Source organism: Ensifer sp. Root1252 (assembly GCF_001425885.1).
Lineage (GTDB): Bacteria > Pseudomonadota > Alphaproteobacteria > Rhizobiales > Rhizobiaceae > Ensifer > Ensifer canadensis.
Genome location: NZ_LMDT01000001.1, coordinates 782318 through 807326 on the forward strand (window position 1 = coordinate 782318; position 25009 = coordinate 807326).

A 25009-nucleotide genomic window follows, 5' to 3' on the forward strand; every position below is an offset into this window, starting at 1 on the left:
AATGCGTCTCAAGGCTCCGCGTCGTCCCCTTCGCCACCCTTGGCATTCCGCGGGATGTTGATCCGCCACTCGATGCCGTCGGGATGCATGATCCGTTCTAATTCGGCCTTCAGCGCCATGCCGAGCATACGCTCCAGCACCAGCGTTCCAAAGCCCTTGCGGGTCGGGTTCGTCTGCGCCTCGATGTCGGCCCCCTCCTCGCGCCAACGAACGGCGATGCCCTCGTCGGACAGCGACCAGCTGAGCTTGACGACACCGGTGGTATTGGCAAGCGCACCATACTTCGTGGCGTTCGTGGCCAGTTCATGCAGCGCCATGCCGAGCGTTTGTGCGCTCTCCGTGTCGAGCCTTAGGGGCGGGCCCGACAGGACCACACGCTTGGGATCATCCGGGGTGAACGGCTGCAGCTGGTTCTGGGCAAGCTCGCGGAAATCGACGCCCTGGGCGGCGTTGGCAATCATCAGATCTGTCGAGCGAGCAAGGCCGGCGATGCGCTTGCGGAAGGAGTCCGCGAAGTCGGCGACGCTTTCGGCCGAATGCACCGACTGATTCAGCATCGACTGGATCACCGTCAGCTGGTTCTTCGAGCGGTGGGCAACCTCGCGCATCAGGAAGCGGATCTCGCCCTCGGCCTTGGTGCGCGACGCCGCGGCCTTGGCAAGGGCTGCGGATACGGTCTCGACTTCGGCGATCATATGCGGGCGCGGCTCGATGCGCTCGCCGGCGCCGAGGCGGCGTGCGTCGAGCGCGACCAGTTTCACCCCTTGCGACAGAAGCCTTGCGATCGCCAGCGATCCCGCAATGGCAATGCCGGCAAAGATGATGCCGCCAAGCGACAGCCACAGGAAGGACCAGGTGGCCGGCGCATCGACCGTGGTGCGCGGCGCCCAGGCGATGATCCGCCAGCCGGTCACGACGGAGAACTCCGTTGCCACCCGATAGGCGGTACCGTTTTCGGTGATGTTGCGCACGCCGATGCTGATCGCCGGCACCTTGTCGAGGAAGAACGGTTCACCCGCCTTGACCCCGGTGTCGGAGGAAATGATGACCTTGCCGTTGCCGTCGACCAGAGCGGCGTTCCAGCCGGGCGACAGCGTTTCGCGGTTCACGGCCTTGGCCATGCTCTCGGCGTTCTGCGTCAGAGCGAGCAGGTATTCCTCGCCGGTTGGAAGCTTCGCCGGCAAATAAACGTTGAAGACCCACTTTTCGGCCGTCTGGCCGAAGAAGACGTTCGAGACCAGCGGCGCACCATTGTTGGTGAAGGCCCGCTCGACGGAGGCGGGATCGGAGGCCTTGGCGAGCGGCGTGCCAAAGGGCACCCGGGTGTTCATGAGCTGATTGTGCTTGCGGTCGATGACGATCAGATAGGAATCGGTATCGGCGAGCGCCGTCGAGGCCCTGCGATAGAAGGCCTCCATGTCGCCGCCCTCCATCGCCGGTGCGGTCGACAGCACCTTCAGCGTCGTCAGCATTCCCTCGACATCGCGCTCGACGATGCGCGTCACCGATCCGGTCGAGGCCTGCAGCAGCGCGGTGATGACCTGCTCCTGTGCGTCGACGCTGCGCTTCAGCACCACGAGCGAAAAGATGAACGCGGGAACGATCGCGATCAGCAGCAGCGAAGTCAGGTAGAAACGGAAAGGCCGCGTCATGCGGTGACGAACGAAATCGAGAGCTGTCGCCAGGCGACCCACGGCAGTCTCCCTTCCCTCTTGCGAAACCTGCGCCAAATGCACCGCCTTTCAACCACAGCGTCGCGCGTCGAATGTAGCGCGCGAAGGCCACCGCAACACCTTAAAACTGCGTCATAATCCTCGCTCCAAATCAATGCCGATCCGGAAAATCATGCAGCAGCCATGACCGCCGGACGGCGGCCGAAACGGGCGACAGCAGGCGACGAGCGCCTGCTTGCGAGCTGGAAACGGAACCGTTTCGAAGCAGCCCCAAGCCCTTGGGCGGGATCATGCGTCAGCGATGCGGCAAAGGCAAATGTGGCGATCGAAGCGATCAGCCGGCGGCAAAGACCCGCTTCGGGCGGAACTCGCCTTCGGCGATCTCACCGATGGCGATCAGCTTGCCGCGGGTGGTCGCATAGGCTTCTGGCGTTGCCAGAGGCGCGTCTCGGCCACGCAGGATGATAGGATTGCCCATCTTCAGCCGATGCGCCTGGTCGTCGCTGACGGCGATATGCGGCAGGCTGGACAGCGCCTCGCCGGTTTCGATGACGAACGCATCGAGGGCTGCCAGCCGCTCGTCCTCGTCTTCGATCTTTTCGAGTGCCACCAGATCGGCGAGCGGCACCATGTCATCCTCGCCGAACGGCGCGACGAAGGTGCGCCGCAGCGAAGCGATGTGGCCGAAACAGCCTAGATCGCGGCCCATGTCGCGGGCGATCGAGCGAACATAAGTGCCCTTGCCGCATTCGATCTCGAACTGGGCGAGATTGGGCGCGGCGCCGAGCAGCGTCAGGCGGAACACCTCGACTTCGCGTGCCGGGATATCGACGGTCTCGCCATCGCGGGCGAGATCGTAGGCGCGCTCGCCGTCGATCTTGATCGCAGAGAACTGCGGCGGCACCTGGCTGATAACGCCGGTATAGTTCGGCAAGAGGGCGCGGATCGCCTCTTCGGTCGGGCGTGCGTCCGAAGAATGCGTCACCTGGCCTTCGAGATCGTCGGTCGAGCGCTCTTCGCCCCAGGCGACCGTAAATTCATAGATCTTGCGGCCATCCATGACATAGGGGACGGTCTTGGTCGCGTCGCCAAGAGCGATCGGCAGCATGCCGGACGCCAGTGGATCGAGCGTGCCGGCATGGCCGGCCTTCTGCGCCTTGAACAGCCACTTGATCTTGGAAACGGCTTCGGTCGAGCCGAAATCGAGCGGCTTGTCGAGGATCAGCCAGCCCGAGATCGGACGGCCCTTGGGTTTACGCGGTTTGGACATGAACTCTTCTATTCTTCGTCGTCGGTATTCGGATCGAGGTCGCGGCTGACTTCGGGCGAACGAAGCAGGGCATCGATCTTCTTGTAGTTGTCGAAGCTGGTATCGTCGCGGAAGCGAACTTCGGGCATGTACTTCAACTGGCGCAAATGCGGGCCGAGGCGGCCGCGAATGTACTTGGCGTTCTTGTTCAGCGCCTCGATGACCTCAGCATGATTGGGAACGCCGAGCGGCGTCACAAAGGCGGTCGCGATCCTCAGGTCGGTCGACATGCGCACTTCGGAGATCGCGATCAGCGTCTTCTCGATCACGGGATCGCGGACGTCGCCCCGCTGTAGAACCTGCGTGATCGCGGCGCGCACCTGTTCACCGATGCGCAGCATGCGCTGGGAGGGGGCAGAGGATGTGGCTCTGGTCATTGGTCAATACCTCAAAAAAATGCGAGCGCCGAAGGATAACCCGGCGCCCGCACAATTTCTAATCGGACGGATCTTACAGCGTCCGCGTGATGTGTTCGACGCGGAAGCACTCGATCGTGTCGCCTGCGCGGATGTCTTCGTAGTTCTCGAACGCCATACCGCATTCCTGACCGACGTTGACTTCCGAGACTTCGTCCTTGAAGCGCTTGAGCGTCTTGAGCTTGCCTTCGTGGATGACGACGTTGTCGCGAACCAGACGGACGCCGACGCCGCGCTCGACCTTGCCTTCGGTGACGCGGCAACCCGCGACCTTGCCGACCTTGGTGATGTTGAACACCTCAAGGATCTCGGCGTTGCCGAGGAAGGTTTCGCGACGCTCGGGCGAAAGCAGACCGGACATCGCCGCCTTAACGTCATCCACCAGATCGTAGATGATGTTGTAGTAGCGGATTTCGATGCCTCCACGCTCGGCTGCCGAACGGGCCTGATTGTTGGCACGAACGTTGAAGCCGATGATGGCGGCGTTCGATGCTTCTGCGAGCGAGATATCCGACTCGGTGATACCGCCAGCACCCGAATGGACGATGCGCGCACGCACTTCGTCGGTTCCGAGCTTGTCCAGCGCACCGGCGATCGCTTCGATCGAGCCTTGCACGTCGCCCTTGATGACGAGCGGGAACTCCTTGAGACCGGAGGTCTGGAGCTGGGTCATCATCTGCTCGAGCGAACCGCGCGAACCGGACTGACGGGCAACTGCCTTGTCGCGGGCAAGCCGCAGGCGGTATTCCGAGATCTCGCGAGCGCGGCTTTCGTTTTCGACGACGGCGAACTTGTCGCCTGCTGCCGGCGTGCCCGACAGGCCGAGAACTTCGACCGGCATCGACGGACCGGCTTCCTTGACGTGTTCACCCTTGTCGTTGACCAGGGCGCGCACACGGCCCCACTGGTCGCCGGCAACGATGATCTGGCCCGGACGCAGCGTACCCTTCTGAACGAGCACGGTTGCGACGGCGCCGCGGCCACGGTCGAGTTCGGCTTCAACCACAGTACCTTCGGCTGTCCGGTTCGGATTGGCCTTGAGGTCGAGGATTTCGGCCTGGAGCAGGATCGCTTCGAGCAGCTTGTCGAGGTTGGTGCCGTTCTTCGCCGAGACTTCCACGTCGAGAACTTCACCGCCCATGGATTCGACGAAGACTTCATGCTGCAGAAGTTCGGTGCGAACCTTCTGGGCATTGGCCGCCGGCTTGTCGACCTTGTTGATCGCCACGATGATCGGAACACCGGCCGCTTTGGCGTGGTTGATGGATTCGATCGTCTGCGGCATCACGCTGTCGTCGGCCGCAACCACCAGGATGGCAATGTCGGTCGCCTGGGCACCACGGGCACGCATGGCGGTGAACGCCGCGTGGCCGGGTGTGTCGATGAAGGTGATCTTGTTACCGTTCTGCTCGACCTGGTAGGCGCCGATGTGCTGGGTGATGCCACCCGCTTCGCCGGCAACCACGTTGGCATGACGGATGGCGTCGAGCAGCGAGGTCTTGCCGTGGTCGACGTGACCCATGATCGTGACGATCGGCGGACGCGAGACCAGTTCTTCCTCGATGTCGGAAACGTTGAAGATGCCTTCTTCGACGTCGGACTCGGAAACACGCTTGACGGTGTGGCCGAATTCGCCGGCGATGAGTTCAGCCAGGTCGGCATCGATCAGATCGCCGGGCTTCATCATCTGGCCTTCCTTCATCAGGTACTTGATGACGTCGACGGCGCGTTCGGACATGCGCTGCGACAGTTCCTGAATCGTGATGGTTTCCGGCAGAACGACTTCGCGCGAAATCTTCTCGCGGGTCTCCTGCATCTGGCTGCGCTTGAACTTCTCCTGGCGGCGACGCATCGCCGACAGCGAACGGGCGCGCTGGCCGGCATCCTCGTCGGCAGCGGTGGTCAGCGTCAGCTTGCCCTGGCGGCGACCATCGTCACCCTTCGGGCGCGTGACCGGCTTTGCCGGCTCCGGACGCACGACCTTGCCACGAACCGGACCTGCGCCGGGGCGCGGGCTGCGATCCTCATCCTTTTCGTTGTCGACCTTGCGGCCGCGCAGAGCACCGGCCGGTGCCGGCGTCGGAAGACCTGCTGCCGGGGCGGCGGCGGGCCGTGCAGCCTGCGGGCGATTGTCGACGCGACGCTCGCCGGCTGCAGGTGCGCGAGCAGCCACGGGGCGCTCTTCGACAACCTCTTCGGCCTTGGCTTCGGGCTCGACAGCCGGGCGGGCTGCTTCCTCGGCGGCGCGACGTGCGGCGTCTTCCTTCTCCTGCAGGAGACGGGCTTCTTCCTCACGCTTGCGGCGCGCTTCGTTCTCGGCGCGGATGACCGCTTCTTCAGCTTCGCGGATCTGGGCTTCGGCCAGAGCGCGGCGGCGCGCATCGATCTCACCGGCGGAAAGCTGGTTCAGAACGACACCGACGCGCGGACGGTTCGCCTGGTTGGCTTCCTGGCGCGTCTGGTGCTGCTGTGGCTGCGGGGCCGGGCGGCCCGAAGGCTGCGGCTGAGCCGGACGCTGTTCGGCCGGCCGTGCGGCGGGAGCCGCGGCAACCGGCGTGATCGGGCGCTCGTCCTTGGGGCGATGGAAGGGGCGTTTCTTGGTTTCGACCACGACCGCCTTGGTGCGGCCACGGCCCATGTCCTGACGCACGGTCCCCTGCGAAACCCCGGAGGGCTTCAGGGTCAGCGTCTTCTTGCCTGCTGCGCCGCCTGTCTTGTCGTCGTTGTTGTCGGTCATTCCGTTCCGTTCCTAGCGATCAGGGCCGGATGCGTATCACCTGACCCTGTCTTCCAAATTGTCTCAAACAATGTACGCGATGCCGGATTTTGCCGGTGACGCGCGTCATTGCTGTGGCTTGCCAGCGCCGCCTTCGGCCCGGACCGGGACGGATCCACGGTACTTTTCGAGCATGATTGCGCGCTTCACTACACCCTCACCCGCCTGCCCTGCAAGCGTTGCGGCATGGATAAAAGCATTACTTCCCAAAAGGCCCTCCATTTCCGCCGCCGTGAAGGGGCGGAACGCGGGTATTTCCGTTTCATCTTCAACCACAAAGCTCATCGCCTTGCGGGCCTGGTCAATCTTGCGGACGCCGTCGGCTGCCGCATCACTCGCGTGGAAGACGGCGAGTGCCGCCAATCCACGAACTGCCTGCTCCGTCTTCGTCGCGCCGGAGATGAACTGGGCCGCCTTGCGCGCCATGTTCATCATTCCGGCAAGCTGCTCGACGAGCAGCCTGTCCACGTCATCGGCAAGCGTCGCATCGACCTTGACGTCGGCCTTCAAGGCCCGGGCGAAGAGCTTCTTCGCCATGGCCTTTTCGACCAGCGCCCGCTCCGCCTTGACCCAGCAGCCGCGCCCCGGAAGCTGACGCTTCAGATCGGGAACGATGCGGCCGTCGGGTCCGGCGACGAAGCGGATCAGATCGTCGGGCGAGCCACTCTCGCGCGTGACGATGCAAGTCCGGGTGCTGCCGCTCTTGTCCTTCGGACCGTTGTCCGAAGGCAGAACGTCAGCGTCAGTCGATGCGGTGGTCGCCATCAGGCGTCCTGTTCCGCGCCTTCGGCAACCTCGATCGCCTCATCTACTTCCTGCTCGACGGCGAGGTCGTCTTCCGTGATCCAGCCGGCAGCAAGGCGAGCCTGAACGATCATGGCTTCAGCGTCGGCACGCGAAACTTCGAACTTCGAGAACGTGCCCTCGAAGCGCTTGGTCTCGCCGTCCTTGCGTTCGCTCCAGCCAACCAGGTCGTCAGCGGCGCAACCGGCAAAGTCCTCGATGGTCTTGATGCCTTCCTCGCCGAGCGCGACCAGCATCGGGCTGGTCAGGCCATTGATCGTGCGCAGTTCGTCGGCAACGCCGAGTTCCTTGCGCTTGGCATCCATCTCAGCTTCCAGCCTGTCCAGGTACTCGCGGGCGCGGGTCTGGATTTCGGTAGCCGTTTCGTCGTCGAAGCCGTCGATCGAGGCAATTTCGTCGAGATCGACATAGGCAAGCTCCTCGACAGCCGCAAAGCCCTCGGAAGCCAGAACCTGACCGACCATCTCGTCGACGTCGAGCGAGTCCATGAACAGGTTGGTGCGCTCGTTGAATTCCTTCTGGCGACGTTCGCTTTCTTCCTGCTCGGTGAGGATGTCGATATCCCAGCCGGTCAGCTGCGAAGCGAGGCGAACGTTCTGGCCGCGGCGGCCGATGGCCAGCGACAGCTGCTCGTCCGGAACCACCACTTCGATGCGTTCCGCATCTTCGTCGAGAACGACCTTGGCGACTTCCGCCGGCTGCAGCGCGTTGACGATGAACGATGCCGGATCCTGCGACCACGGAATGATATCGATCTTTTCGCCCTGCAGTTCGCCGACGACGGCCTGAACGCGCGAACCGCGCATACCGACGCAGGCGCCGACCGGATCGATCGACGAGTCGTTCGAGATCACGGCGATCTTGGCGCGCGAGCCCGGATCGCGGGCAACCGACTTGATCTGGATGATGCCGTCGTAGATTTCAGGCACTTCCATGGTGAAGAGCTTGACCATGAACTGCGGATGCGTGCGCGACAGGAAGATCTGCGGGCCGCGCTGTTCGCGGCGAACGTCGTAGACGAAGGCGCGGACGCGGTCGCCGTAACGCATGTTTTCGCGCGGGATCATCTCGTCGCGACGGATGATGCCTTCGCCACGGCCGAGATCGACGATGACGTTGCCGTATTCGACGCGCTTGACGGTGCCGTTGACGATCTCGCCGACGCGATCCTTGAATTCGTCGAACTGGCGGTCACGCTCGGCTTCGCGAACCTTCTGCACGATGACCTGCTTGGCCGACTGGGCAGCGATACGGCCGAAATCCATCGGCGGCAGCGGGTCGGCAATGAAGTCGCCGAGCTTGGCGTCCGGGTTGCGGTCGCGGGCCAGTTCAAGCGGGATCTGGGTGGAATAGTCTTCCGCCTTCTCGACCACTTCCAGCAGACGCTGCAGGCGGATTTCGCCGGTCTTGGAATTGATGTCGGCACGGATGTTGGATTCCGAACCATAGCGGGAGCGCGCGGCCTTCTGGATCGCATCGGCCATCGCGGCCAGAACGATCTCGCGGTCGATCACCTTTTCGCGTGCCACTGCATCTGCGATCTGCAGAAGCTCGAGCCGGTTAGCACTGACTGCCATCTCATGTCTCCGTCTGGTTGCAGGGGGCCTCAAGCACCGCCCCGGCTTTTATTCGTCGATAGGTGAATCTTCGTCTTCAAAATTCTCGTTCGCGGCGCGCGCTGCCTTGGCCTTCTTGTCGGCCGTCAGGGCGTCGCGGATCAGGTCGTCGGTCAGGATCAACCGCGCCTCCGCAAGCGTGGTGAAAGGAATGGTAACCGTCGCTTCCTCGCCATAAGCAGGCTGATCGCGCTCGATCTGGAAACCATCCGCATCCACGGACACGATCTTGCCGCGGAAACGCTTGCGGCCTTCAACCAGCACCGAGGTCTCGCATTTCAGCAGGTGACCCTGCCAGCGGAAGAAATCGGACTTGCGCACCATCGGGCGATCGATGCCGGGCGACGACACTTCCAGATGATACGCCTTGTCGACCGGATCTTCCACATCGAGAACCGGGGAAATGGCCATCGAGATCGCTTCGCAATCTTCGACGGTCATGGTGCCGTCGTTGCGCTCGGCCATGATCTGCAGCGTCATGCCGTTCTGGCCGGACATGCGCACGCGTACCAGGCGATAGCCCATCGGCGTCAGCACCGGTTCGATGATGTCGGCGATGCGCTGATCAAGACCGGTCTCGGTGATCAGGCGGGGTTCAATTTCATTTTCAGCCGTTGTCGGATCGGACAAACGATGTCTCCTCATGGGACCGGCTAATAAAAAAGAGCGGGTCCTGACGGGCCCACTCTTCATCTACCGATCAAGAATTTGAGGCCCATATACGCCTCGTTGCCGCAAATTGCAAGGTGTTCGACCGGTGGTGGCCGAAGCCGCCAGATCGGGGCGGATGGCAGGCAATCGATGCGACGGCAAGTTTCAGCGGCTGGCACTTCGGCCTTCGAGGTTTATAACAGGCAACGAACCGCTTCGATATCGCAATCAAAAGACACGAGAGAGAAGACGAGGTGCCCACCCGTATTTCGCCACTGGCCCCCTTCAAGCACGACATCTTCCGCACCATCTGGATAGCAAGCCTCGCCTCCAACTTCGGCGGCCTCATCCAGTCGGTCGGCGCCGCCTGGCTGATGACCTCGATTTCCTCGTCGGCCAACATGGTTGCGCTGGTGCAGGCGTCGACCGCGCTTCCCATCATGATGTTCTCGCTGGTGTCCGGCGCGCTTGCCGACAATTTCGACCGGCGGCGGATCATGCTGGTGGCGCAGTGTTTCATGCTGACGGTGTCGGCGCTTCTGACCATCTGCGCCTATTTCGGCATCATTACGCCGTGGCTGCTCCTGCTCTTCACCTTCCTGATCGGCTGCGGCACGGCGCTCAACAACCCCTCCTGGCAGGCCTCGGTCGGCGACATGGTTCCGCGCGACGACCTGCCGGCGGCCGTGGCGCTGAACAGTATGGGCTTCAACATCACCCGCAGCGTCGGCCCGGCGATCGGCGGCGTGATCGTGGCGACGGCGGGTGCAGCGGCGGCCTTTGCCGCCAACTCGCTCAGCTACTTCGCCATCCTCTTTGCGCTGATGCGCTGGCGGCGCGAAGTGACCATGAGCCCACTGCCGCGCGAAACGCTCGGCCGGGCGATTACGGCAGGCCTGCGCTATGTCGTCATGTCGCCCAATATCGGCAAGGTGCTGGTGCGCGGTTTCCTCTTCGGCCTTTCGGCAAGCGCCATTCTCGCGCTTCTGCCGCTGGTGGCGCGCGATCTCGTCCAGGGCGGACCGCTCACCTACGGCCTGATGCTCGGCGCCTTCGGTCTCGGCGCGATCGGCGGCGCATTGCTGAGCGCAAGACTGCGCGAAATGATGTCGAGCGAAGCGATCGTTCGCCTGGCTTTTGGCGGCTTTGCCGTGAGCACGGTCGTCATTGCCTTCAGCCCCTATGCCTGGCTCAGCTGTCTCGTGCTCCTGGTCTCCGGCGCATCCTGGGTGCTGGCCCTGTCGCTGTTCAACACCACCGTCCAGCTTTCGGCTCCGCGCTGGGTGGTCGGCCGGGCGCTGTCGCTCTACCAGACCATGACCTTCGGCGGCATTGCCGGCGGCAGCTGGCTCTGGGGCACGACGGCCGAGCAATATGGTGCCACCAATGCGCTTGTTGTCTCCTGTCTGTTGATGCTGGCGGGTGCGGTCATCGGCCTGCGCCTGCCGCTGCCCGAGTTCAAGTCGCTCAACCTCGATCCGCTCAACCGCTTCAACGAGCCGCTGCTCGAGCTGGACCTGAAACCCCGCAGCGGCCCGATCGTCATCATGATCGATTACGAGATCGACGATGCCGACATACCGGAGTTTCTGGAGACCATGGCCGAACGGCGGCGCATCCGCATCCGCGACGGCGCCGGCCATTGGGCGCTGATGCGCGATCTGGAAATTCCGACCACCTGGACGGAAACCTACCATGTGCCGACCTGGGTGGAATATGTGCGCCATAACCAGCGCCGGACGCAAGCCGACGCCTCGGTCGGCGACAAGCTGACGGCGCTGCATCGCGGCGCAGCGCCACCGCGGGTGCATCGCATGATCGAGCGCCAGACGATCGTTCCGACGCATTACGAGCGCTACAAGCGGCAGGTGAACGTCGACATGCACTGAGGCGAAGCGCGCGCCTAGGATTGGGTAAACACGCCGGCAGCAGCAGACTTACCGGAGCTTCGCTTTCAACGTGGCGTCGGGAAAGCAGGTCGGCGCCAGGCCGTTCTTGGCCTGCCAGTCGCCGAGCGAGCGGCGCGTCTTGTAGCCGGCCAGACCATCGGCCTTGCCGACGTCGTAGCCCTTGGCAACCAGCGCCTTCTGCATCGCCAGGACATCGGAGCGCAGCATGTTGCCGACATCGCCCCAGGTGCCGCGGAAGGCACCGCCACCCGCGCCGATGCGATCGGCAAGGTTGCCAATGAACAGCGCATAGAGGTCCGAGTTGTTGTATTCCTTGAGCACATAGAAATTCGGCGTGACGATGAACTCCGGCCCATGAGTGCCGGCCGGAACCAACATCATCGACGGCGCCGAACGCTCATGCGACGGGAAGGCTTTTCCGGAAATGCGGGTGATGCCCTTGGCCGCCCAATCGGACATCGGCCGGGCAAGATCCGGACCTTCCTGTGCGCAGGAGACGCCGGCCGGGATCGACACTTCGAAGCCCCAGTCGCGGCCACGTTGCCAGCCCTTCTTGACGAGATAGTTGGCAATCGACGCCAAGCTGTCGGGAACAGAGTTCCAGATATCGCGGCGGCCGTCGCCGTCGAAATCGACGGCATATTGCAGGAAGCTCGACGGCATGAACTGCGGCTGACCCATGGCGCCGGCCCAGGAGCCGCGCATCGACACCTCTTCGACGTCGCCGCTGTCCAGAATATGCAAGGCCGCGATCAACTCGCGGCGGAACAGATCCGGCCGGGTCGACATGAAGGCCTTGGTCGCCAGGACATCGACGACCGGATAGGGAATTTTCGCGCGTCCGAAGCCGGATTCGCGGCCCCAGATCGCCACGACCACCGATGCCGGAACCCCATAGGTCTTTTCGATCCGCTTCAGGGTAGACGCGTGCGTCGAAGCAAGGCTTCGCCCCGTTGCCGCCAATCCCTGCAGCCGCTTTTCGGAGAAGTAGCTGCCGGGCGAGGAAAACTCCGCCTGGCTCTGCTTCTGCTCCTTCGGCTTGGGGAAGCCGGGTGGGGCCAGATCGGGCAGGTCCCAGTTCAGCTTTACGTCAGCAAATGCGGCCTTGAACGATCGCGCTGATACACCCGACTTCTCGGCTTCCGGCCAGAGATCGCGCTGCAGCCACTGGCGAAACTGGTTCTCGACATCCGCCTTGGAGGCAGCCTGGGCGAAGCCCGTGAAAACGCAGAACAACAATGTCGACAGTGATAGAAATCTCAGCATCCGGCTTCCCTATCGGTTGGATCGCGGGCGGTTGGGGCAAAAGCCCCGATCAATTCGAGGTGTCAGATCGAGGTGCGGGCGCGAAGGGCGGCCGCCAGCGTGCCCTCGTCGAGATAATCGAGTTCGCCGCCAACAGGCACGCCATGGGCAAGCCGCGTGATCTTCACCTCCATCCCCTCGAGCTGGTCGGTGATATAGTGGGCGGTAGTCTGGCCCTCGACCGTGGCGTTGACGGCGATGATCAGTTCGCGGACGCCGCCATTGGCAACGCGCTGCACCAGCCCCTTGATGTTGAGGTCGTCGGGGCCGACGCCGTCGAGCGGCGACAGCGTGCCGCCGAGCACGTGATAGGCGGCGTTCATCGCCGCGGCCCGTTCCAGCGCCCAGAGATCGGCGACATCCTCGACGACGATGATCACCGACTGGTCGCGGCGTTCATCCGCGCAGACCGTACAGGGATCGATCGTGTCGACATTGCCGCAGCACGAGCAGATGCGCACCTTGCGATGGGCCTCGCCCATGGCTTCCGCCAGGGGCCCAAGCAGCTGGTCCTTCTTCTTGACCAGATGCAGCGCCGCGCGCCGCGCCGAACGCGGCCCCAGCCCCGGCACCTTTGCCAGAAGCTGGATCAGTTTTTCGATTTCGGGACCGGTGACTCGCTTTGCCATGCGGCGCTTTTAGCCCATATCGCCGACAAACGGAATCGCCTTGCCGGAATATCACGCGGCTCCCGCCCTCCATTGCGCCGGAACTCACGGACGCATCGAAGCACGGCTCAACGGGTGGCGATGACGACGGCCGCCCCGGCGATGGTTCCGGCGCTGGCGCGGTTGGCGAGGCGAACGGCGCGCTTGCTCTTCAGGAGCTTGCGCGCATTGGCGGCCATGGTCACCCAGCCGAAATCGACCACGACCAGAACCACCAGCATCGTCGCAACCAGCTCCATCCAGCCGATCAAGGTGACCGAGCGCAGGTCGATGATCGAGGGCAGCAACGCGACGTAGAACATCATCACCTTGGGATTGCCGAGCGTCACCGTCAGGCCGGCAAAGAACAGCTTGGAGGGTGAGCGCGACTGCGGCAGGCTGTCGCCGGGCAGATCCGGTTCGGCCATCCACATTTTCCAGGCGAGATAGAGCAGGTAGGCGACGCCCAGCCACTTGATGGCAACGAACAGCAGATGGAAGCTTTCGGCAATCGCCGCCAGGCCCGCCACCGCAAATGACAGCCAGATGGCCTCGCCGATCCAGAGCGCCACAAGGAAGGGTAGAACGTCGCGCGCGCCCTTCGAAAGCACGCGGGCCACAAGGGCGGCGACGCTCGGGCCGGGCGAGCCGGCCGCAACCAGCAAGGCGCCGGCAAACATAAGCAGGGACGTCATGGTCATGCGCGATCCTCCTCGAGAGGCGGCAAATTACCATGCTTTGCCGTCGGCGCCAGCCTTCCGCCGCTGCGAAATTGCGTGCATCGAACATCAACACAATCTAATGTTGTTGTTCGGAGATGGAGGGTGCGATGAACGATACGACTTTCCGTTACGCCAAACCCAGCGAAGAGTGCGACCTCATCATGAAGGGTGGCATCACCTCCGGCGTGGTATTCCCGCGCGCCATCACTGAACTGGCAACCCGTTACCGCTTCATGCACATTGGCGGAACTTCGGCTGGCGCGATCGCCGCCGTGATGACGGCGGCCGCGGAGTACCGGCGGCAAACCGGCGCGACGGTGGAAGAGAAGAATGCCGGCTTTGCCCTCATCGACGGCATGCCTGGCGAGCTGGCGGCAAACCTTTCAACCTTCTTTCAGCCCTCTGCCGACACGGCCCCCCTCTTTCGCATCGGCATGGCCGCCATTCGCACCCAGCACAGCAGGGCCATGGCCTGCGCCTTGGAGACGCTGCGGGTCTTTGCCCTGCCGGCGTTGCTTGGCGCTGCACCCGGCATTTTGATCCTTATTGCAGGTGTGCTCGGCACCGGCGCCGCGACAATACTGCTCGGCATCGTCACCGCTTTGACCGGCGCAATCTTGATGATCCTCTATCAATTCTACCAGGCGGTAGCGGTGCTCTTGCCGGCCAACGATTTCGGTCTTTGCAGCGGCCTGACCCAGCCGGGCATGAAGAACCCGGCTTTCACCAACTGGATCTCCGAAAGAATAGAGGCGATAGCCGGTCCCCTCCGGCAGGATGGTTCGGACAGGCCGTTGACAATTGGCGACCTCGAGGCGCACGACATCACGCTTAGAAGCGTGACCACCGACCTCTCCTCGCGCCGTCCTTACGAGTTGCCATTCGGAGACCGGGTCCATAATTATCGCAAGTCGGAGTTCGAGGCGTTGTTTCCGTCCTCGATCATGGCGTACCTGCTCAAGGAGAGCAAACCACGCGACATCGTCGCGGCCGATGGGTCGAAGGACTTCTACCAGCTACCGCCGGCAAACAAGCTGCCCGTGGCCATTCTCGCCCGGATGAGCCTGAGCTTTCCCGGGCTGATCCGTGCCGTGCCGCTTTACCGCTACGACTACTCGCTGAAAAGCAGCGCACGGCGCGATCCCGCTACGCACATCCGCTGTCTGTTTTCCGACGGTGGCATCACCAGCAACTTTCCGATTCACCTTTTTGACGGCCTTCTGCCTGGGCGACCGACCTTCGGCATCTCGCTTGCCAGTTATGATCAGCGGCGGCACGGCGATGACGCGGACGGGGCAAGCCGCGTCTATCTTCCGCGCAGGACGTCCGAAGGCAAGGTCGCGCCCATCTACCCGGTCGACGGGCTGTTCGGCTTTGTCGGTGCCATCCTCGACACGGCGCGCAATTGGCAGGACACGCTGCAGAGCCAGCTGCACGGTTACAGCGAGCGGATCGTCGAAGTCAGGCTCGACGACGACAAGGAGGGTGGGCTCAATCTGGATATGGATCGCGAAACCGTCGCCTATCTCAGCGCACTCGGCGGAAAGGCCGGCGAGACTCTTCTTAACGATTTCGACTTCAACGAACACCGTTGGCGTAGAGCGTTGACGATGCTGCCGACATTGGCGGAATCGCTCAGAAAGCTCTCGGCGCGCTACAATGCGCCGCCGACGGACAGCACCGCCGACTATCCAACGATCCTGACGAAATACGACCCGACCGGATTGGTGGGGTCGTCCAAGGCCGAACGCGCAGCGCTCAACGATTTCGCCTTCAAGCTCGCCGAGATCGGCGCGGCGCTCGATCAACGACCGATACCGCCGGCCTCTACACAGAAAGCCGATCTGCGCATCACCGCCAGCATGGACACCAATCCGCGCGGCGCCACTCCGGCGAAACCGATCGTTCCCGCACCGGCGCCCGACTCATAGAGTCGTTTCCGATTTGGACGGAACCGCACAAATGATCTATCTCTTTGTTTTTACGCATTTCCTGACGGAAAACCGCTTCGCACTTTTCCTGGAAATGGTCTAGCAGCGAAGAACGGCCGATCAGAACGGCAGCTTCATACCGGGCGGGATCGGCAGGCCGGCTGTGAGTTCGCGGGTCTTTTCGGCCTGGACGGCCTCGGCCTTGTCCTTGGCGTCCTTGTGGGCGGCGACGATCAGGTCTTCGAGGATCTCGACATCGTCTTCCTTGAACAGCGACGGGTCGATCTTCAGGCTCTTCAGAGTGCCCTTGCCATCGAGGCGGACGGTGACGAGGCCGCCACCGGAGACACCATCGACTTCGAGCGCAGCGATTTCCGCCTGCATCTTCTCCATCTTGGCCTGCATTTCCTTGACCTTGCCCATCATCCCCATGATGTCGCGCATCGTCGTCTCCTGTTCTCTAGAAATTTCCGGTCGTTCGTTCCGACCGACTATTCGATATCGTCGCCGGGGACGATATCGCCATCGGCAGATTCGGCTGTGGCCGGAGCTACGCTCTCGGCCTCTTCCTCCTCGACGGCGCGAATGCGCACGTCGGTGATCTTGGCGCCCGGGAAACGGGCGAGGATGGCAGCCACATCCGGATCCTGGCGCGCATCGCTGACACGCTTTTCCTGGGCCTGCTGTTCGGCTTCGATCATGGTCGGCTCGCCGGGGTCACGGCTGTAGCTGACGATCCAGTGAATGCCGGTCCATTCCTTGAGCTTGACGGCGAGTTCGCCGAGCAGCGTCTTCGGCGCATCATCCGGGACGTTGACGTCAAGCCGGCCGGGCTCGATGCGCACCAGCCGCACGAAGCCGCGCACCAGCGTCTTCAGCTTGATGTCTTTATTCTTGGCGCAGAGGTCGGCGATGTCGCTGACCGAATTGACCGGCACCGACGGCTGAGCCTTTGCTGAAGGCGCGGCTGCCGGCCGCTCCTCGGTGTGTCCGACGCTGATCGGCTGCGGGCTGACATCGGGAACCGCGCGCAACATCGTCGCGCCGTTGCCGGTCGGCCGTCCCATCGATGTCGACTGGGCCGCCTGCGCCTGCACGGGCGCGCCGACTGACGCCAGCATGCCGCCGCCACTTCCACCACCGGGCGCCGGACGGACGCTGCCATTGTCGCTGCCGGACAGTTCGAGCACGCGTCTCGCCGCGTCTTCGGGCGACGGAAGATGGGCCGCATGGGCAAGCCGGATCAGCACCATTTCGGCAGCACCGGCCGGGCGCGACGAACTTTCGGCTTCAGGAATGCCCTTCAGCAGCATCTGCCAGATGCGCGACAGCGTGCTGACGGCGACATTGCCGGCAAACTCCGCTCCGCGCGTCCGCTCGATCTCGCTCAGGGACTGATCGCTGGCCGCATCCGGCACGTATTTCAGCCGGGTGACGAGATGGGTGAAATCGGCAAGGTCGGTCAGAACCACCGTCGGGTTGGCGCCGGCCTCGTATTGTGCCGAAAATTCTGCGAGGGCTGCGGCAACGTCGCCCCTGACGATATGTTCGAACAGATCGACGATGCGGGCGCGATCGGCAAGTCCGAGCATCGAACGCACCGTCTCGACCTCGACGGAACCGCCGCCATGGGCGATCGCCTGATCGAGCAGCGACAGGCCGTCACGGGCAGAGCCTTCGGCCGCACGCGCGACCATCGCCAGCGCTTCGGGATCGAAGGAAACGCCTTCCTTGCCGAGAATGGTCGAAAACAGGCCGACGAGGTCGGAGCCGCTGATGCGCCGAAGATCGAACCGCTGACAGCGCGACAGCACCGTGATCGGAACCTTGCGGATTTCGGTGGTGGCGAAGATGAACTTCACATGTTCCGGCGGCTCTTCCAGCGTCTTCAACAGACCGTTGAAGGCCTGCGTCGACAGCATGTGCACTTCGTCGATGATGTAGACTTTGTAGCGCGCCGAAACCGGGCGGTAGCGCACCTGCTCGATGATCTCTCTGATATCGTCGATGCCGGTATGGGAAGCGGCGTCCATCTCGATGACATCGACATGGCGGCCGTCCATGATCGCCTGGCAATGCTCGCCGAGAGCACGCAGGTCGATCGTCGGCCGATCGATTTCGGGTGTCTTGTAGTTCAGCGCACGGGCGAGAATGCGGGCGGTGGTGGTCTTGCCGACCCCGCGCACGCCGGTCAGCATATAGGCTTGAGCGATGCGGCCGGTTTCGAACGCGTTGGTCAGCGTGCGCACCATCGGCTCCTGGCCGACCATCAGGTCGGAGAAATCCTTGGGGCGATACTTGCGCGCCAGAACGCGGTAGGCGGCTGGTTTCTGTTCGGATGAAATGGACGTTTCGTCGCTCATCGACCCTGCCGCTGCTTGAACTCGTGTCCCGACAGGACGGATTTACGGCACCGCGCGTCGCATGGGATGCGTCTGGACGCCGCAACATTCTGTGATGCTGCCTGATTGCTGAGAGCTATCTCGATCTCAGCAATCAGGCAGGTGGGAGGCTGGCACGATGACCCGTGCCGGGCTCGTTAGGGCTGCTTCCTTCCGGACCTGACCCGGTTGGCGAGTGGCTCGTCCACCACCAACCTCCCGGCTCCCATATCGGCAATATCGCAACCAAATGCAAGCCAAGCCATCAAAAAACTGATATCGATATGCAAAACAAGGCGAATCCGCTCCCGGCACAAGGAGACCTTCTTGACGACATTCACCCTTGACGAGCGGCTTGAACGCGACGGCATCCCGATCGCCTCGATCGGCCTCTGCCAGATGCGCCTGATGAACGATCGCCGCTGGCCCTGGCTGGTCCTCATTCCCCAACGCGGGGACATTTCCGAGATCTTCGATCTCACGCCGCTCGACCAGACGATGCTGACTTTCGAAACCAATATGGTGGCGACCGCCTTGAAAAAGGTCACCGGTGCCGAGAAGATCAATATCGGCGCGCTCGGCAACATCGTCCGGCAGCTCCATGTGCATATCATCGCCCGCAGTGACGGCGACCCGAACTGGCCCGGACCCGTCTGGGGCTTCGGCAAGTCGGAGCCTTGGGGCGAGCAAGACCATCAGGCATTTGCAGCCCGCATTCTGGAAAATCTCTGAACATGACGAAATCGATCTTTGACCTTCGAAGCCCTCATCCGGAGCCGAGCACTCTCGTCGCCTTTTCCGAGAACCACCTGGATCGCCAGTCCGAGCACCGGGCCGACGACTGCATCGAAGTCGCGCTCAAACATCCGGGCGCCCATTTCCTCGCCTTTTCCGGACCGAAGCTGATCGTCAAACACGACGAGAAGATCATCGACCCGCTGTTTGCACCCTATGAGCTCGACGGGCTTGAGCCGGTGCTCGACGACACCATCCTGCTCGGCTACCTGCCGAACGGCGAGCCGCGGCTCGCCGTGCCGACCGGCCTTACCGAAGACAACATGGCCGAGCCGTTCAAGATCGCCGACGGACGCACGCTCTACCGCCAGCAGATGCTGCCGGAAGAACTTCTCGGCCAGTTCGCCCAAGGCTCGAGCCTCATCACATGGAACGCCAACAACCGCTTCTGCGGCCGTTGCGCCGGGCCGATGGAAGGCAAGGCCGGTGGCTATCGCCGCGTCTGCACAGCCTGCGGCCATATGGTTTTCCCGCGCACCGATCCCGTCGTCATCATGCTGACCATCGATCTGGAGCGTGATCTCTGCCTGCTCGGCCGCAGCCCGCATTTCACGGCCGGAATGTATTCGTGCCTCGCCGGCTTCGTCGAGCCGGGCGAAACCATCGAAAACGCCGTGCGCCGCGAAACCCACGAGGAATCCGGCATCCACATCGGCCGCGTGCGCTACCACGCCTCGCAGCCGTGGCCGCTGCCGCACTCGCTGATGATCGGCTGCTATGCCGAGGCGAAATCGACGGCGATCAAGCGCGACGAACAGGAGCTCGAGGATGTCCGCTGGTTCACCCGCGCCGAAACGGCAGCAATGCTGGAACGCACGACCGGCGTGGCCGATACCGGCGACGAGCATATTCCGCCGCCGAAGGGCGCCATTGCCCACCGGCTGATGCGCGACTGGCTGGCCTGGGACGAGCACGGCTGAGCACAGACCTGCCGATACGAGGAGACTTAAGGTGTCCCGCTCCGAACGGCTTCTCGACCTGCTGCAGGTTCTCAGACGCTACCGCCAGCCCGTCAGCGGACGGCGTCTGGCGGAGGAGACCGGCGTCAGCCTCAGAACGCTCTACCGCGATATCGCCAGCCTGCAGGCGCAGGGCGCCCATATCGAAGGCGAGCCGGGGCTCGGCTACATCCTGAAACCCGGCTTCATGCTGCCGCCAATGATGTTCTCGCAGGAGGAGATCGAGGCGCTGGTGCTCGGCTCACGCTGGGTGGCAAAACGCGCCGACACCCATCTGGCGGCGGCCGCCGCCGATGCGCTCGCCAAGATCGCCGCGGTGCTGCCGGCGGATCTGCGCGACGAGCTCGACGCCTCGACACTGCTCGTCGGGCCAAGCCCGCCGGTGGCCGACGGCATCGACATTGCATTGTTGCGCAAGGCGATACGCCACGAGCGCAAGCTCGACCTCGTCTATATCGACAACGACGGCAGCGAGACCCGCCGCACGGTCTGGCCGTTTGCCCTCGGCTTCTTCGAGAATGTTCGAGTTCTGGTTGCCTGGTGCGAGCTGCGCCAGGGCTTCAGGCATTTCCGGACCGACCGCATCAGGCAGGCTGACATGAGCGAGAGCCGCTATGCGCGCCGGCGGCAGGTGTTGCTTCGGGAATGGCGCACGACGCAGAATATTGCTGCGCCTGAAGGCAGGCGGGTCGGTTCGGCATAAGGCATAAAAACCGGAAATCGATGCTGACAGAAATTGGCAGTGGTGCGCGCTAATCTGCAACTCCCAAACAAGGAGACGGATTATGGCCAAGGCAAATCTCACTATTCTCTATGTCGAAGATCCGCTCGCAAGCGTCGAATTCTATCGCAAGCTGCTCGGCAAGGAGCCGCTCGTCTCCTTCCCGACCTTTTCGTCCTTCGAGCTGCAGGGCGGCTTCGTGCTCGGGCTTTGGGCACAGGATAAGGTGGCGCCACCACCGCCGTCGAAGACCGGCAGCCGCTCGGAATTGGCATTCATGGTGGAAAATGAGGAGGCGGTTCGCGCGCACTATGAAAAATGGAAGGACGCTGGCCTGCCGATTGCGCAGGAACTGACGAAGATGGATTTCGGACCGACCTTCGTGGCGCTTGACCCGGATGGACACCGCCTGCGCGTGTGCCTTTTTGACGAGTAGCGCCAGTTTGACGCGCGGCGCTGTAGTGCATTGCGCGTATCCCGCCAGCTTGGGTGGCGGGATACGGCGAATTGTGCTGATTAGCGGCCGTAAACGGCGGCCTGGATCTGCGAACGGGAAATACCGATATCGCTCAGGGCGTGGTCATCCAGCGAATTCAGCTCGCGGATCGCACGGCGCATTTTTGCATATTCAACGATCTTCTGACGGATCTTCATTTTTAACACTCCATATGTGAACGAGTGTCAAATAGGCATTTGCACATTGTTTAGGTACCGCCGCGATTGCAGATTAGGCATGCACCAGACGCGTAGCGAGTTAACGCATTGGTAAGCCTGATCTGCAGTGCGGCCGGAGCCGCCAGAGCGTCTCCGGTTTAGACGGGTCGTAGAAACGCTCTGTCTCTGAGATGCTTAAAGCACACCACGCATCGGATGCGCCTTGTAGGTGCCGAGAATGCGGACCTTCTCCGAGAAGAAGCGCAGCTCCTCCATCGCATGGCGCACCGACGTGTCGTCCGGATGACCTTCGATGTCGGCGTAGAACTGCGTGGCCACGAACTTGCCGCCGAGCTGGTAGCTCTCGAGCTTCGTCATGTTGATGCCGTTGGTGGCAAAGCCGCCCATCGCCTTGTAGAGCGCGGCCGGAATGTTGCGCACGTTGAACACAAAGGTGGTGATGATCAGTTCGTCATCGGCGCTGCGGGAGAGCATCTGCTCGTCACGCGACAGCACGACGAAGCGAGTCACGTTGCTTTCGGTGTCCTCGACATTTTCGGCAACGATCTCGAGGCCGTAGAGGTCGGCGGCAAGCCGCGGCGCGAGCGCCGCCATCGAGCGATCACCCTGCTCCGACACCAGCTTGGCGGCTCCTGCGGTATCGCCGGCAACCACCGGCTTCCAGCCATTGGCGCGCACGATCTTGCGGCACTGACCGAGCGCATGGATGTGGCTGTGAACGGTGCGGATTTCGTCGCGCGTCACGCCCGGCAGCACCATCAGCTGGAAGCGGATCGGCATGAAATATTCGCCGACGATATGCAGCCGCGATTCGGGTAGCAGGTGGTGGATGTCGGCAACACGGCCGGCGATGGTGTTTTCGATCGGGATCATCGCGAGATCCGCCTCGCCATTCTCGACCGCCACGAAGGCGTCTTCGAAGGTCTGGCAGGGAAGCGGCTCCATCGACGGAAACATGTCGCGGCAGGCCATGTCGGAATTGGCGCCGTAATCGCCCTGGAAGGAGATCCTGTTGGTCTTCGTGGTCACACTGTCTTCCTTCTCAGGCTTTTTCGGAAAGGATGCGGCGGGCTTTTTCGAGCTCGACCGGAGTGTCGACGCCGAGCGGTACGGTGTCGACGATTTCGACATCGATGCGCATGCCAGCTTCAAGCGCGCGCAATTGCTCAAGCGATTCGCGCTTTTCCAGCGTCGACGGCTTCAGAGCGACGAATTTTTCGAGCGCCTGGCGGCGGTAGGCATAAAGCCCGATGTGGTGGTAGAGCGGGCCCTGTCCGTAGGGCGCGGTCGCGCGGGTAAAATAGAGAGCGCGCAGGCGCGTCGCCGACAGCGGCGAGCCGACGATCTTGACGATGTTGGGGCTCTTCTTCTCTTCCTCGTCGGTGATCGCCACCGTCAAGGTGGCGATATCGGTCGAGGCATTTTCGACAAGCGGCCTCAGCGAGGCACGGATAGGAGCCGGCTCGATCGTCGGCAGATCGCCCTGCACGTTGATGACGAACTGCGCCTCACTGTCCGGATCGGCCTTCGACAGCGCCTCATAGATCCGGTCGGAACCGGACTGATGGTCGACCCGCGTCATGATCGCCTCGAAACCGGCGTCGCGCACGACATCGAAAACACGCGGGTCGTCGACGGCGACGACGACCCGTCCGACATCGGCTTCCGCCGCGCGCTTGGCAACCTGGACGATCATCGGCAGGCCGCAGATATCGGCGAGCGGCTTGCCCGGCAGACGCGTGGAGGCCATGCGCGCCGGAATGAGCACGATGGCTTTGCCTGAATTTTCGCGATTCATGATGTGGCCTTCAAAAACCCCGCCCAAAGTGTCAAAAAGTCTCAGTTGGGGGCCCATAATCTCTGTTGCAACGCAGAGCCAAAAGACATAGGTTCCGCGCGATTTCAAGATGGGCCGGGTTTTTGTTTACGCCGGTGGCAAAGGGAGCGTTTGCAGATGAACTCATATGTGAACATGGGCGTGGGTGCCTTTCTGGGTACGGTTTTCGTTCTGATGTCCGTATCCATTGCGTCGGAAGGCATTTTCCATTCCGAGGCTCCCGAGAAGGAAGGCTTCGCGATCGTTGCCGAAGAAGGCACGGCCGAAGCTGGCGGCGGCGCCCAGGAAGCGGCTGAAGTCGACATCAAGCCCTTGCTCCTCAAGGCAGACGCTGCAGCCGGCGGAACCGTGTTCAAGAAATGCGCAAGCTGTCACACCGTGGATAAGGGAGGGGCCAACAAGGTCGGCCCCAACCTGTGGGGTGTCGTCAACCGCCCGATCGCCTCGCACGAAGGTTTCAGCTACTCGGCTGGCATGAAGACCTTCTCCGAAGGCAGCAAGGTCGTCTGGGACTACGACCACCTCAGCTTCTTCATCGAAGCGCCGAAGAAGCACGTTCCGGGCACCGCTATGGGCTTTGCCGGCGTGAAGAAGCCTGACGAACGCGCCAACCTGATCGCATATCTCCGCGAACAGGCCGATGCTCCGGCCGCTCTCCCGGATGCAGCGGCCGCAGAAGCTGCTCCGGCTGCCGCTACCGAAGGTGCTGCCGAGAAGCCGGCCGAAGCGCCCGCAACGGAAGCCAAGCCGGCCGAAGGCCAGGCTGCGCCGGCTCAATAAGCCCCAAGCTCCGTTACGATCGAATTTCGCAAAGCCCGGCCATCGCGCCGGGCTTTTTGCTGTCTTCACCGGACCCGCCGGTCACATCAGGATGTAGGCCCAGACCGAAACGCTGGCGACACCCAGCGCTGTGGTCAGCGTGATGGTCGAGGACGCCAGCGCATGGCCGACGTTGAAATGATTGGCGATCAGCCATGCGTTGACGCCGGTCGGCACCGCCGAGGTCAGCACAAGCGCGGTCGTCCAGTTGTCGTTGAGGCCGAGCAGGTGGCAGGCGGCAAAGACGACGCCCGGCAGAACCACAAGCTTCAACAGGCTCGTCACCGTCGCCAGCCCGAGATTGCCGACAAGACCATATTTGTCGAGCGCCATGCCGATCGAAACCAGCGCCGCCGGCGCGGCAATGGCGGCAAGCTGATCGACGACGCTCTTGACCGGACCGTCGAGCGGCTGGCCAAGCAGATGGAAAGCGGCACCGAAGGCAAGGCCTATGACCAGCGGATTGCGCAGCAGGTTGCGGGCAACGCCGCCCAGGAGCTTCAGCGGGCTTTGGCCCTGCTTGCCGCTTACCCTGCGTTCGGCGCGCTCCATCAGCACGGTGCCCGCGATCATCATCACCGGCAGGTGCACCGACAGCAGGATCGACAGCGCGACGATCCCCTCCTCGCCGACGATGCGCGAGACCAGCGGCAAGCCGATGAAGACGGTGTTGGCGAAGGCCGAGGAAACACCGGCCAGCACGCCCATGCGCGCATCGCGGCCAAAGGCGAGCGTCGCCGCCAGATGGCCGATGGTCCAGGTGACGGCGACGCCTGAGAAATAGGCAACCCAGAGCGGCCAGGGCGAGCCGTCCTTGAAATCCGCCTCGGCGATTGTGCGAAACAGGAGAACAGGCACCGCGACGCGGAAAACGAAATCACCGAGCGCGTCGCCAACGGTCGGTTTCAGGTAGCCGAGCCTGACGATCAGCCAACCGGTGAGGATCAGGATGAAGATGGGCAGAACATTCTGGAAAATATCGGACATGCGTGAGCCTTGGGAACGGTCCGATAGAGATAGACCCGTTCCGGCGACCGCCGCAAGGTTGCAGGACCGGATCCA

General features: G+C 62.8%; 23 protein-coding genes and 1 other RNA gene. 7 read left to right on the plus strand and 17 right to left on the minus strand.

The window, feature by feature from the left end; genetic code table 11:
* Window positions 1–8: 8 nt before the first annotated feature.
* The 7 genes from ASD02_RS03890 to rimP all read right to left on the minus strand — a co-directional run bounded on the left by ASD02_RS03890 (window position 9) and on the right by rimP (window position 9239).
* On the minus strand, window positions 9–1730 hold the full coding sequence (locus ASD02_RS03890; RefSeq protein WP_025425492.1) for a sensor histidine kinase: 1722 nt from the start codon (window positions 1728–1730) through the stop codon (window positions 9–11).
* Between the two features lie 277 nt (window positions 1731–2007).
* The gene (gene truB / locus ASD02_RS03895; protein WP_057219975.1) at window positions 2008–2943 is read right to left on the minus strand and encodes a tRNA pseudouridine(55) synthase TruB; all 936 of its coding nucleotides are present in this window, start codon (window positions 2941–2943) and stop codon (window positions 2008–2010) included.
* Between the two features lie 8 nt (window positions 2944–2951).
* Window positions 2952–3359, minus strand: coding sequence for a 30S ribosome-binding factor RbfA (gene rbfA / locus ASD02_RS03900; RefSeq protein ID WP_025425490.1), 408 nt, complete (start codon window positions 3357–3359; stop codon window positions 2952–2954).
* Window positions 3360–3432: 73 nt separating this feature from the next.
* Window positions 3433–6135, minus strand: a complete 2703-nt coding sequence (infB, locus tag ASD02_RS03905) for a translation initiation factor IF-2 (RefSeq protein WP_025425489.1) — start codon at window positions 6133–6135, stop codon at window positions 3433–3435.
* Between the two features lie 105 nt (window positions 6136–6240).
* The gene (locus ASD02_RS03910) at window positions 6241–6939 is read right to left on the minus strand and encodes an RNA-binding protein (RefSeq protein WP_025425488.1); all 699 of its coding nucleotides are present in this window, start codon (window positions 6937–6939) and stop codon (window positions 6241–6243) included.
* Window positions 6939–8555 carry a transcription termination factor NusA gene (nusA, locus tag ASD02_RS03915; protein ID WP_025425487.1) on the minus strand — a complete coding sequence of 539 codons (1617 nt, stop codon included), beginning with the start codon at window positions 8553–8555 and terminating at the stop codon, window positions 6939–6941. Before nusA ends, ASD02_RS03910 begins: the two co-directional genes overlap by 1 nt.
* 48 nt (window positions 8556–8603) lie before the next feature.
* Entirely contained in the window at window positions 8604–9239 is a 636-nt protein-coding gene (rimP, locus tag ASD02_RS03920; protein ID WP_081788827.1) for a ribosome maturation factor RimP, read from the minus strand.
* Window positions 9240–9499: 260 nt separating this feature from the next.
* On the opposite strand from rimP, the gene ASD02_RS03925 reads away from it, so the two are divergent.
* Entirely contained in the window at window positions 9500–11134 is a 1635-nt protein-coding gene (locus ASD02_RS03925; protein WP_038575795.1) for an MFS transporter, read from the plus strand.
* A 48-nt stretch (window positions 11135–11182) separates the two neighbouring features.
* On the opposite strand, the gene ASD02_RS03930 is transcribed toward ASD02_RS03925, so the two are convergent.
* The 3 genes from ASD02_RS03930 to ASD02_RS03940 form a co-directional block, all read right to left on the minus strand.
* The gene (locus ASD02_RS03930) at window positions 11183–12421 is read right to left on the minus strand and encodes a lytic murein transglycosylase (protein ID WP_025425484.1); all 1239 of its coding nucleotides are present in this window, start codon (window positions 12419–12421) and stop codon (window positions 11183–11185) included.
* A gap of 62 nt (window positions 12422–12483) precedes the next feature.
* Complete coding sequence (gene recR / locus ASD02_RS03935) at window positions 12484–13089, minus strand: recombination mediator RecR (RefSeq protein WP_025425483.1); 606 nt, start codon at window positions 13087–13089, stop codon at window positions 12484–12486.
* 107 nt (window positions 13090–13196) lie between these two features.
* Window positions 13197–13808 carry a LysE family translocator gene (locus ASD02_RS03940; RefSeq protein ID WP_025425482.1) on the minus strand — a complete coding sequence of 204 codons (612 nt, stop codon included), beginning with the start codon at window positions 13806–13808 and terminating at the stop codon, window positions 13197–13199.
* A gap of 128 nt (window positions 13809–13936) precedes the next feature.
* Here ASD02_RS03940 and ASD02_RS03945 point away from each other — a divergent pair, with 128 nt between their 5' ends.
* A complete protein-coding gene (locus ASD02_RS03945; protein WP_025425481.1) occupies window positions 13937–15760 on the plus strand; it encodes a patatin-like phospholipase family protein in 1824 nt (607 codons plus the stop codon).
* 120 nt (window positions 15761–15880) lie between these two features.
* Here ASD02_RS03945 and ASD02_RS03950 read toward each other — a convergent pair whose 3' ends face one another.
* From ASD02_RS03950 to ffs, 3 genes are all read right to left on the minus strand, one after another.
* Window positions 15881–16204, minus strand: coding sequence for a YbaB/EbfC family nucleoid-associated protein (locus ASD02_RS03950; protein ID WP_025425480.1), 324 nt, complete (start codon window positions 16202–16204; stop codon window positions 15881–15883).
* A gap of 47 nt (window positions 16205–16251) precedes the next feature.
* Window positions 16252–18123 (minus strand): DNA polymerase III subunit gamma/tau, encoded by a 1872-nt coding sequence (locus ASD02_RS03955; RefSeq protein WP_025425479.1) that lies wholly within the window; start codon window positions 18121–18123, stop codon window positions 16252–16254.
* 141 nt (window positions 18124–18264) lie between these two features.
* Window positions 18265–18361, minus strand: an RNA gene (gene ffs / locus ASD02_RS36515) — signal recognition particle sRNA small type.
* A 107-nt stretch (window positions 18362–18468) separates the two neighbouring features.
* Between ffs and ASD02_RS03960 the strand changes: the two genes are divergently transcribed.
* From ASD02_RS03960 to ASD02_RS03975, 4 genes are all read left to right on the plus strand, one after another.
* Window positions 18469–18873 carry an HIT family protein gene (locus tag ASD02_RS03960; protein WP_025425478.1) on the plus strand — a complete coding sequence of 135 codons (405 nt, stop codon included), beginning with the start codon at window positions 18469–18471 and terminating at the stop codon, window positions 18871–18873.
* Window positions 18874–18875: 2 nt separating this feature from the next.
* Window positions 18876–19856 (plus strand): NAD(+) diphosphatase, encoded by a 981-nt coding sequence (nudC, locus tag ASD02_RS03965; protein ID WP_025425477.1) that lies wholly within the window; start codon window positions 18876–18878, stop codon window positions 19854–19856.
* Window positions 19857–19887: 31 nt separating this feature from the next.
* The gene (locus ASD02_RS03970) at window positions 19888–20598 is read left to right on the plus strand and encodes a YafY family protein (protein WP_025425476.1); all 711 of its coding nucleotides are present in this window, start codon (window positions 19888–19890) and stop codon (window positions 20596–20598) included.
* Between the two features lie 82 nt (window positions 20599–20680).
* Window positions 20681–21052 carry a VOC family protein gene (locus ASD02_RS03975; protein WP_025425475.1) on the plus strand — a complete coding sequence of 124 codons (372 nt, stop codon included), beginning with the start codon at window positions 20681–20683 and terminating at the stop codon, window positions 21050–21052.
* Between the two features lie 80 nt (window positions 21053–21132).
* Here ASD02_RS03975 and ASD02_RS36685 read toward each other — a convergent pair whose 3' ends face one another.
* From ASD02_RS36685 to ASD02_RS03985, 3 genes are all read right to left on the minus strand, one after another.
* Window positions 21133–21270, minus strand: a complete 138-nt coding sequence (locus tag ASD02_RS36685) for a DUF1127 domain-containing protein (RefSeq protein ID WP_065784874.1) — start codon at window positions 21268–21270, stop codon at window positions 21133–21135.
* Between the two features lie 195 nt (window positions 21271–21465).
* The gene (locus tag ASD02_RS03980) at window positions 21466–22320 is read right to left on the minus strand and encodes a prephenate dehydratase (RefSeq protein WP_025425474.1); all 855 of its coding nucleotides are present in this window, start codon (window positions 22318–22320) and stop codon (window positions 21466–21468) included.
* Between the two features lie 13 nt (window positions 22321–22333).
* Window positions 22334–23089: a 3-deoxy-manno-octulosonate cytidylyltransferase gene (locus ASD02_RS03985; RefSeq protein WP_025425473.1), complete on the minus strand. Its 756-nt coding sequence runs from the start codon at window positions 23087–23089 to the stop codon at window positions 22334–22336.
* 156 nt (window positions 23090–23245) lie between these two features.
* Between ASD02_RS03985 and ASD02_RS03990 the strand changes: the two genes are divergently transcribed.
* Entirely contained in the window at window positions 23246–23908 is a 663-nt protein-coding gene (locus tag ASD02_RS03990; RefSeq protein ID WP_038575793.1) for a cytochrome c family protein, read from the plus strand.
* Between the two features lie 81 nt (window positions 23909–23989).
* Here the strand turns inward: ASD02_RS03990 and ASD02_RS03995 are convergent, their stop codons facing one another.
* Complete coding sequence (locus tag ASD02_RS03995; protein WP_057219976.1) at window positions 23990–24934, minus strand: AEC family transporter; 945 nt, start codon at window positions 24932–24934, stop codon at window positions 23990–23992.
* Window positions 24935–25009: the final 75 nt, after the last annotated feature.

What these genes read in the sequence shown, in the direction of transcription:
- truB (WP_057219975.1), bottom strand. Translation starts at nt 2,943, where the DNA reads ATGTCCAAACCGCGTAAACCCAAGGGCCGTCCGATCTCGGGCTGGCTG.
- rbfA (WP_025425490.1), bottom strand. Translation starts at nt 3,359, where the DNA reads ATGACCAGAGCCACATCCTCTGCCCCCTCCCAGCGCATGCTGCGCATC.
- infB (WP_025425489.1), bottom strand. Translation starts at nt 6,135, where the DNA reads ATGACCGACAACAACGACGACAAGACAGGCGGCGCAGCAGGCAAGAAG.
- ASD02_RS03910 (WP_025425488.1), bottom strand. Translation starts at nt 6,939, where the DNA reads ATGGCGACCACCGCATCGACTGACGCTGACGTTCTGCCTTCGGACAAC.
- nusA (WP_025425487.1), bottom strand. Translation starts at nt 8,555, where the DNA reads ATGGCAGTCAGTGCTAACCGGCTCGAGCTTCTGCAGATCGCAGATGCA.
- rimP (WP_081788827.1), bottom strand. Translation starts at nt 9,239, where the DNA reads ATGAGGAGACATCGTTTGTCCGATCCGACAACGGCTGAAAATGAAATT.
- ASD02_RS03930 (WP_025425484.1), bottom strand. Translation starts at nt 12,421, where the DNA reads ATGCTGAGATTTCTATCACTGTCGACATTGTTGTTCTGCGTTTTCACG.
- recR (WP_025425483.1), bottom strand. Translation starts at nt 13,089, where the DNA reads ATGGCAAAGCGAGTCACCGGTCCCGAAATCGAAAAACTGATCCAGCTT.
- ASD02_RS03940 (WP_025425482.1), bottom strand. Translation starts at nt 13,808, where the DNA reads ATGACCATGACGTCCCTGCTTATGTTTGCCGGCGCCTTGCTGGTTGCG.
- ASD02_RS03945 (WP_025425481.1), top strand. Translation starts at nt 13,937, where the DNA reads ATGAACGATACGACTTTCCGTTACGCCAAACCCAGCGAAGAGTGCGAC.
- ASD02_RS03950 (WP_025425480.1), bottom strand. Translation starts at nt 16,204, where the DNA reads ATGCGCGACATCATGGGGATGATGGGCAAGGTCAAGGAAATGCAGGCC.
- ASD02_RS03955 (WP_025425479.1), bottom strand. Translation starts at nt 18,123, where the DNA reads ATGAGCGACGAAACGTCCATTTCATCCGAACAGAAACCAGCCGCCTAC.
- nudC (WP_025425477.1), top strand. Translation starts at nt 18,876, where the DNA reads ATGACGAAATCGATCTTTGACCTTCGAAGCCCTCATCCGGAGCCGAGC.
- ASD02_RS03975 (WP_025425475.1), top strand. Translation starts at nt 20,681, where the DNA reads ATGGCCAAGGCAAATCTCACTATTCTCTATGTCGAAGATCCGCTCGCA.
- ASD02_RS36685 (WP_065784874.1), bottom strand. Translation starts at nt 21,270, where the DNA reads ATGAAGATCCGTCAGAAGATCGTTGAATATGCAAAAATGCGCCGTGCG.
- ASD02_RS03985 (WP_025425473.1), bottom strand. Translation starts at nt 23,089, where the DNA reads ATGAATCGCGAAAATTCAGGCAAAGCCATCGTGCTCATTCCGGCGCGC.
- ASD02_RS03990 (WP_038575793.1), top strand. Translation starts at nt 23,246, where the DNA reads ATGAACTCATATGTGAACATGGGCGTGGGTGCCTTTCTGGGTACGGTT.
- ASD02_RS03995 (WP_057219976.1), bottom strand. Translation starts at nt 24,934, where the DNA reads ATGTCCGATATTTTCCAGAATGTTCTGCCCATCTTCATCCTGATCCTC.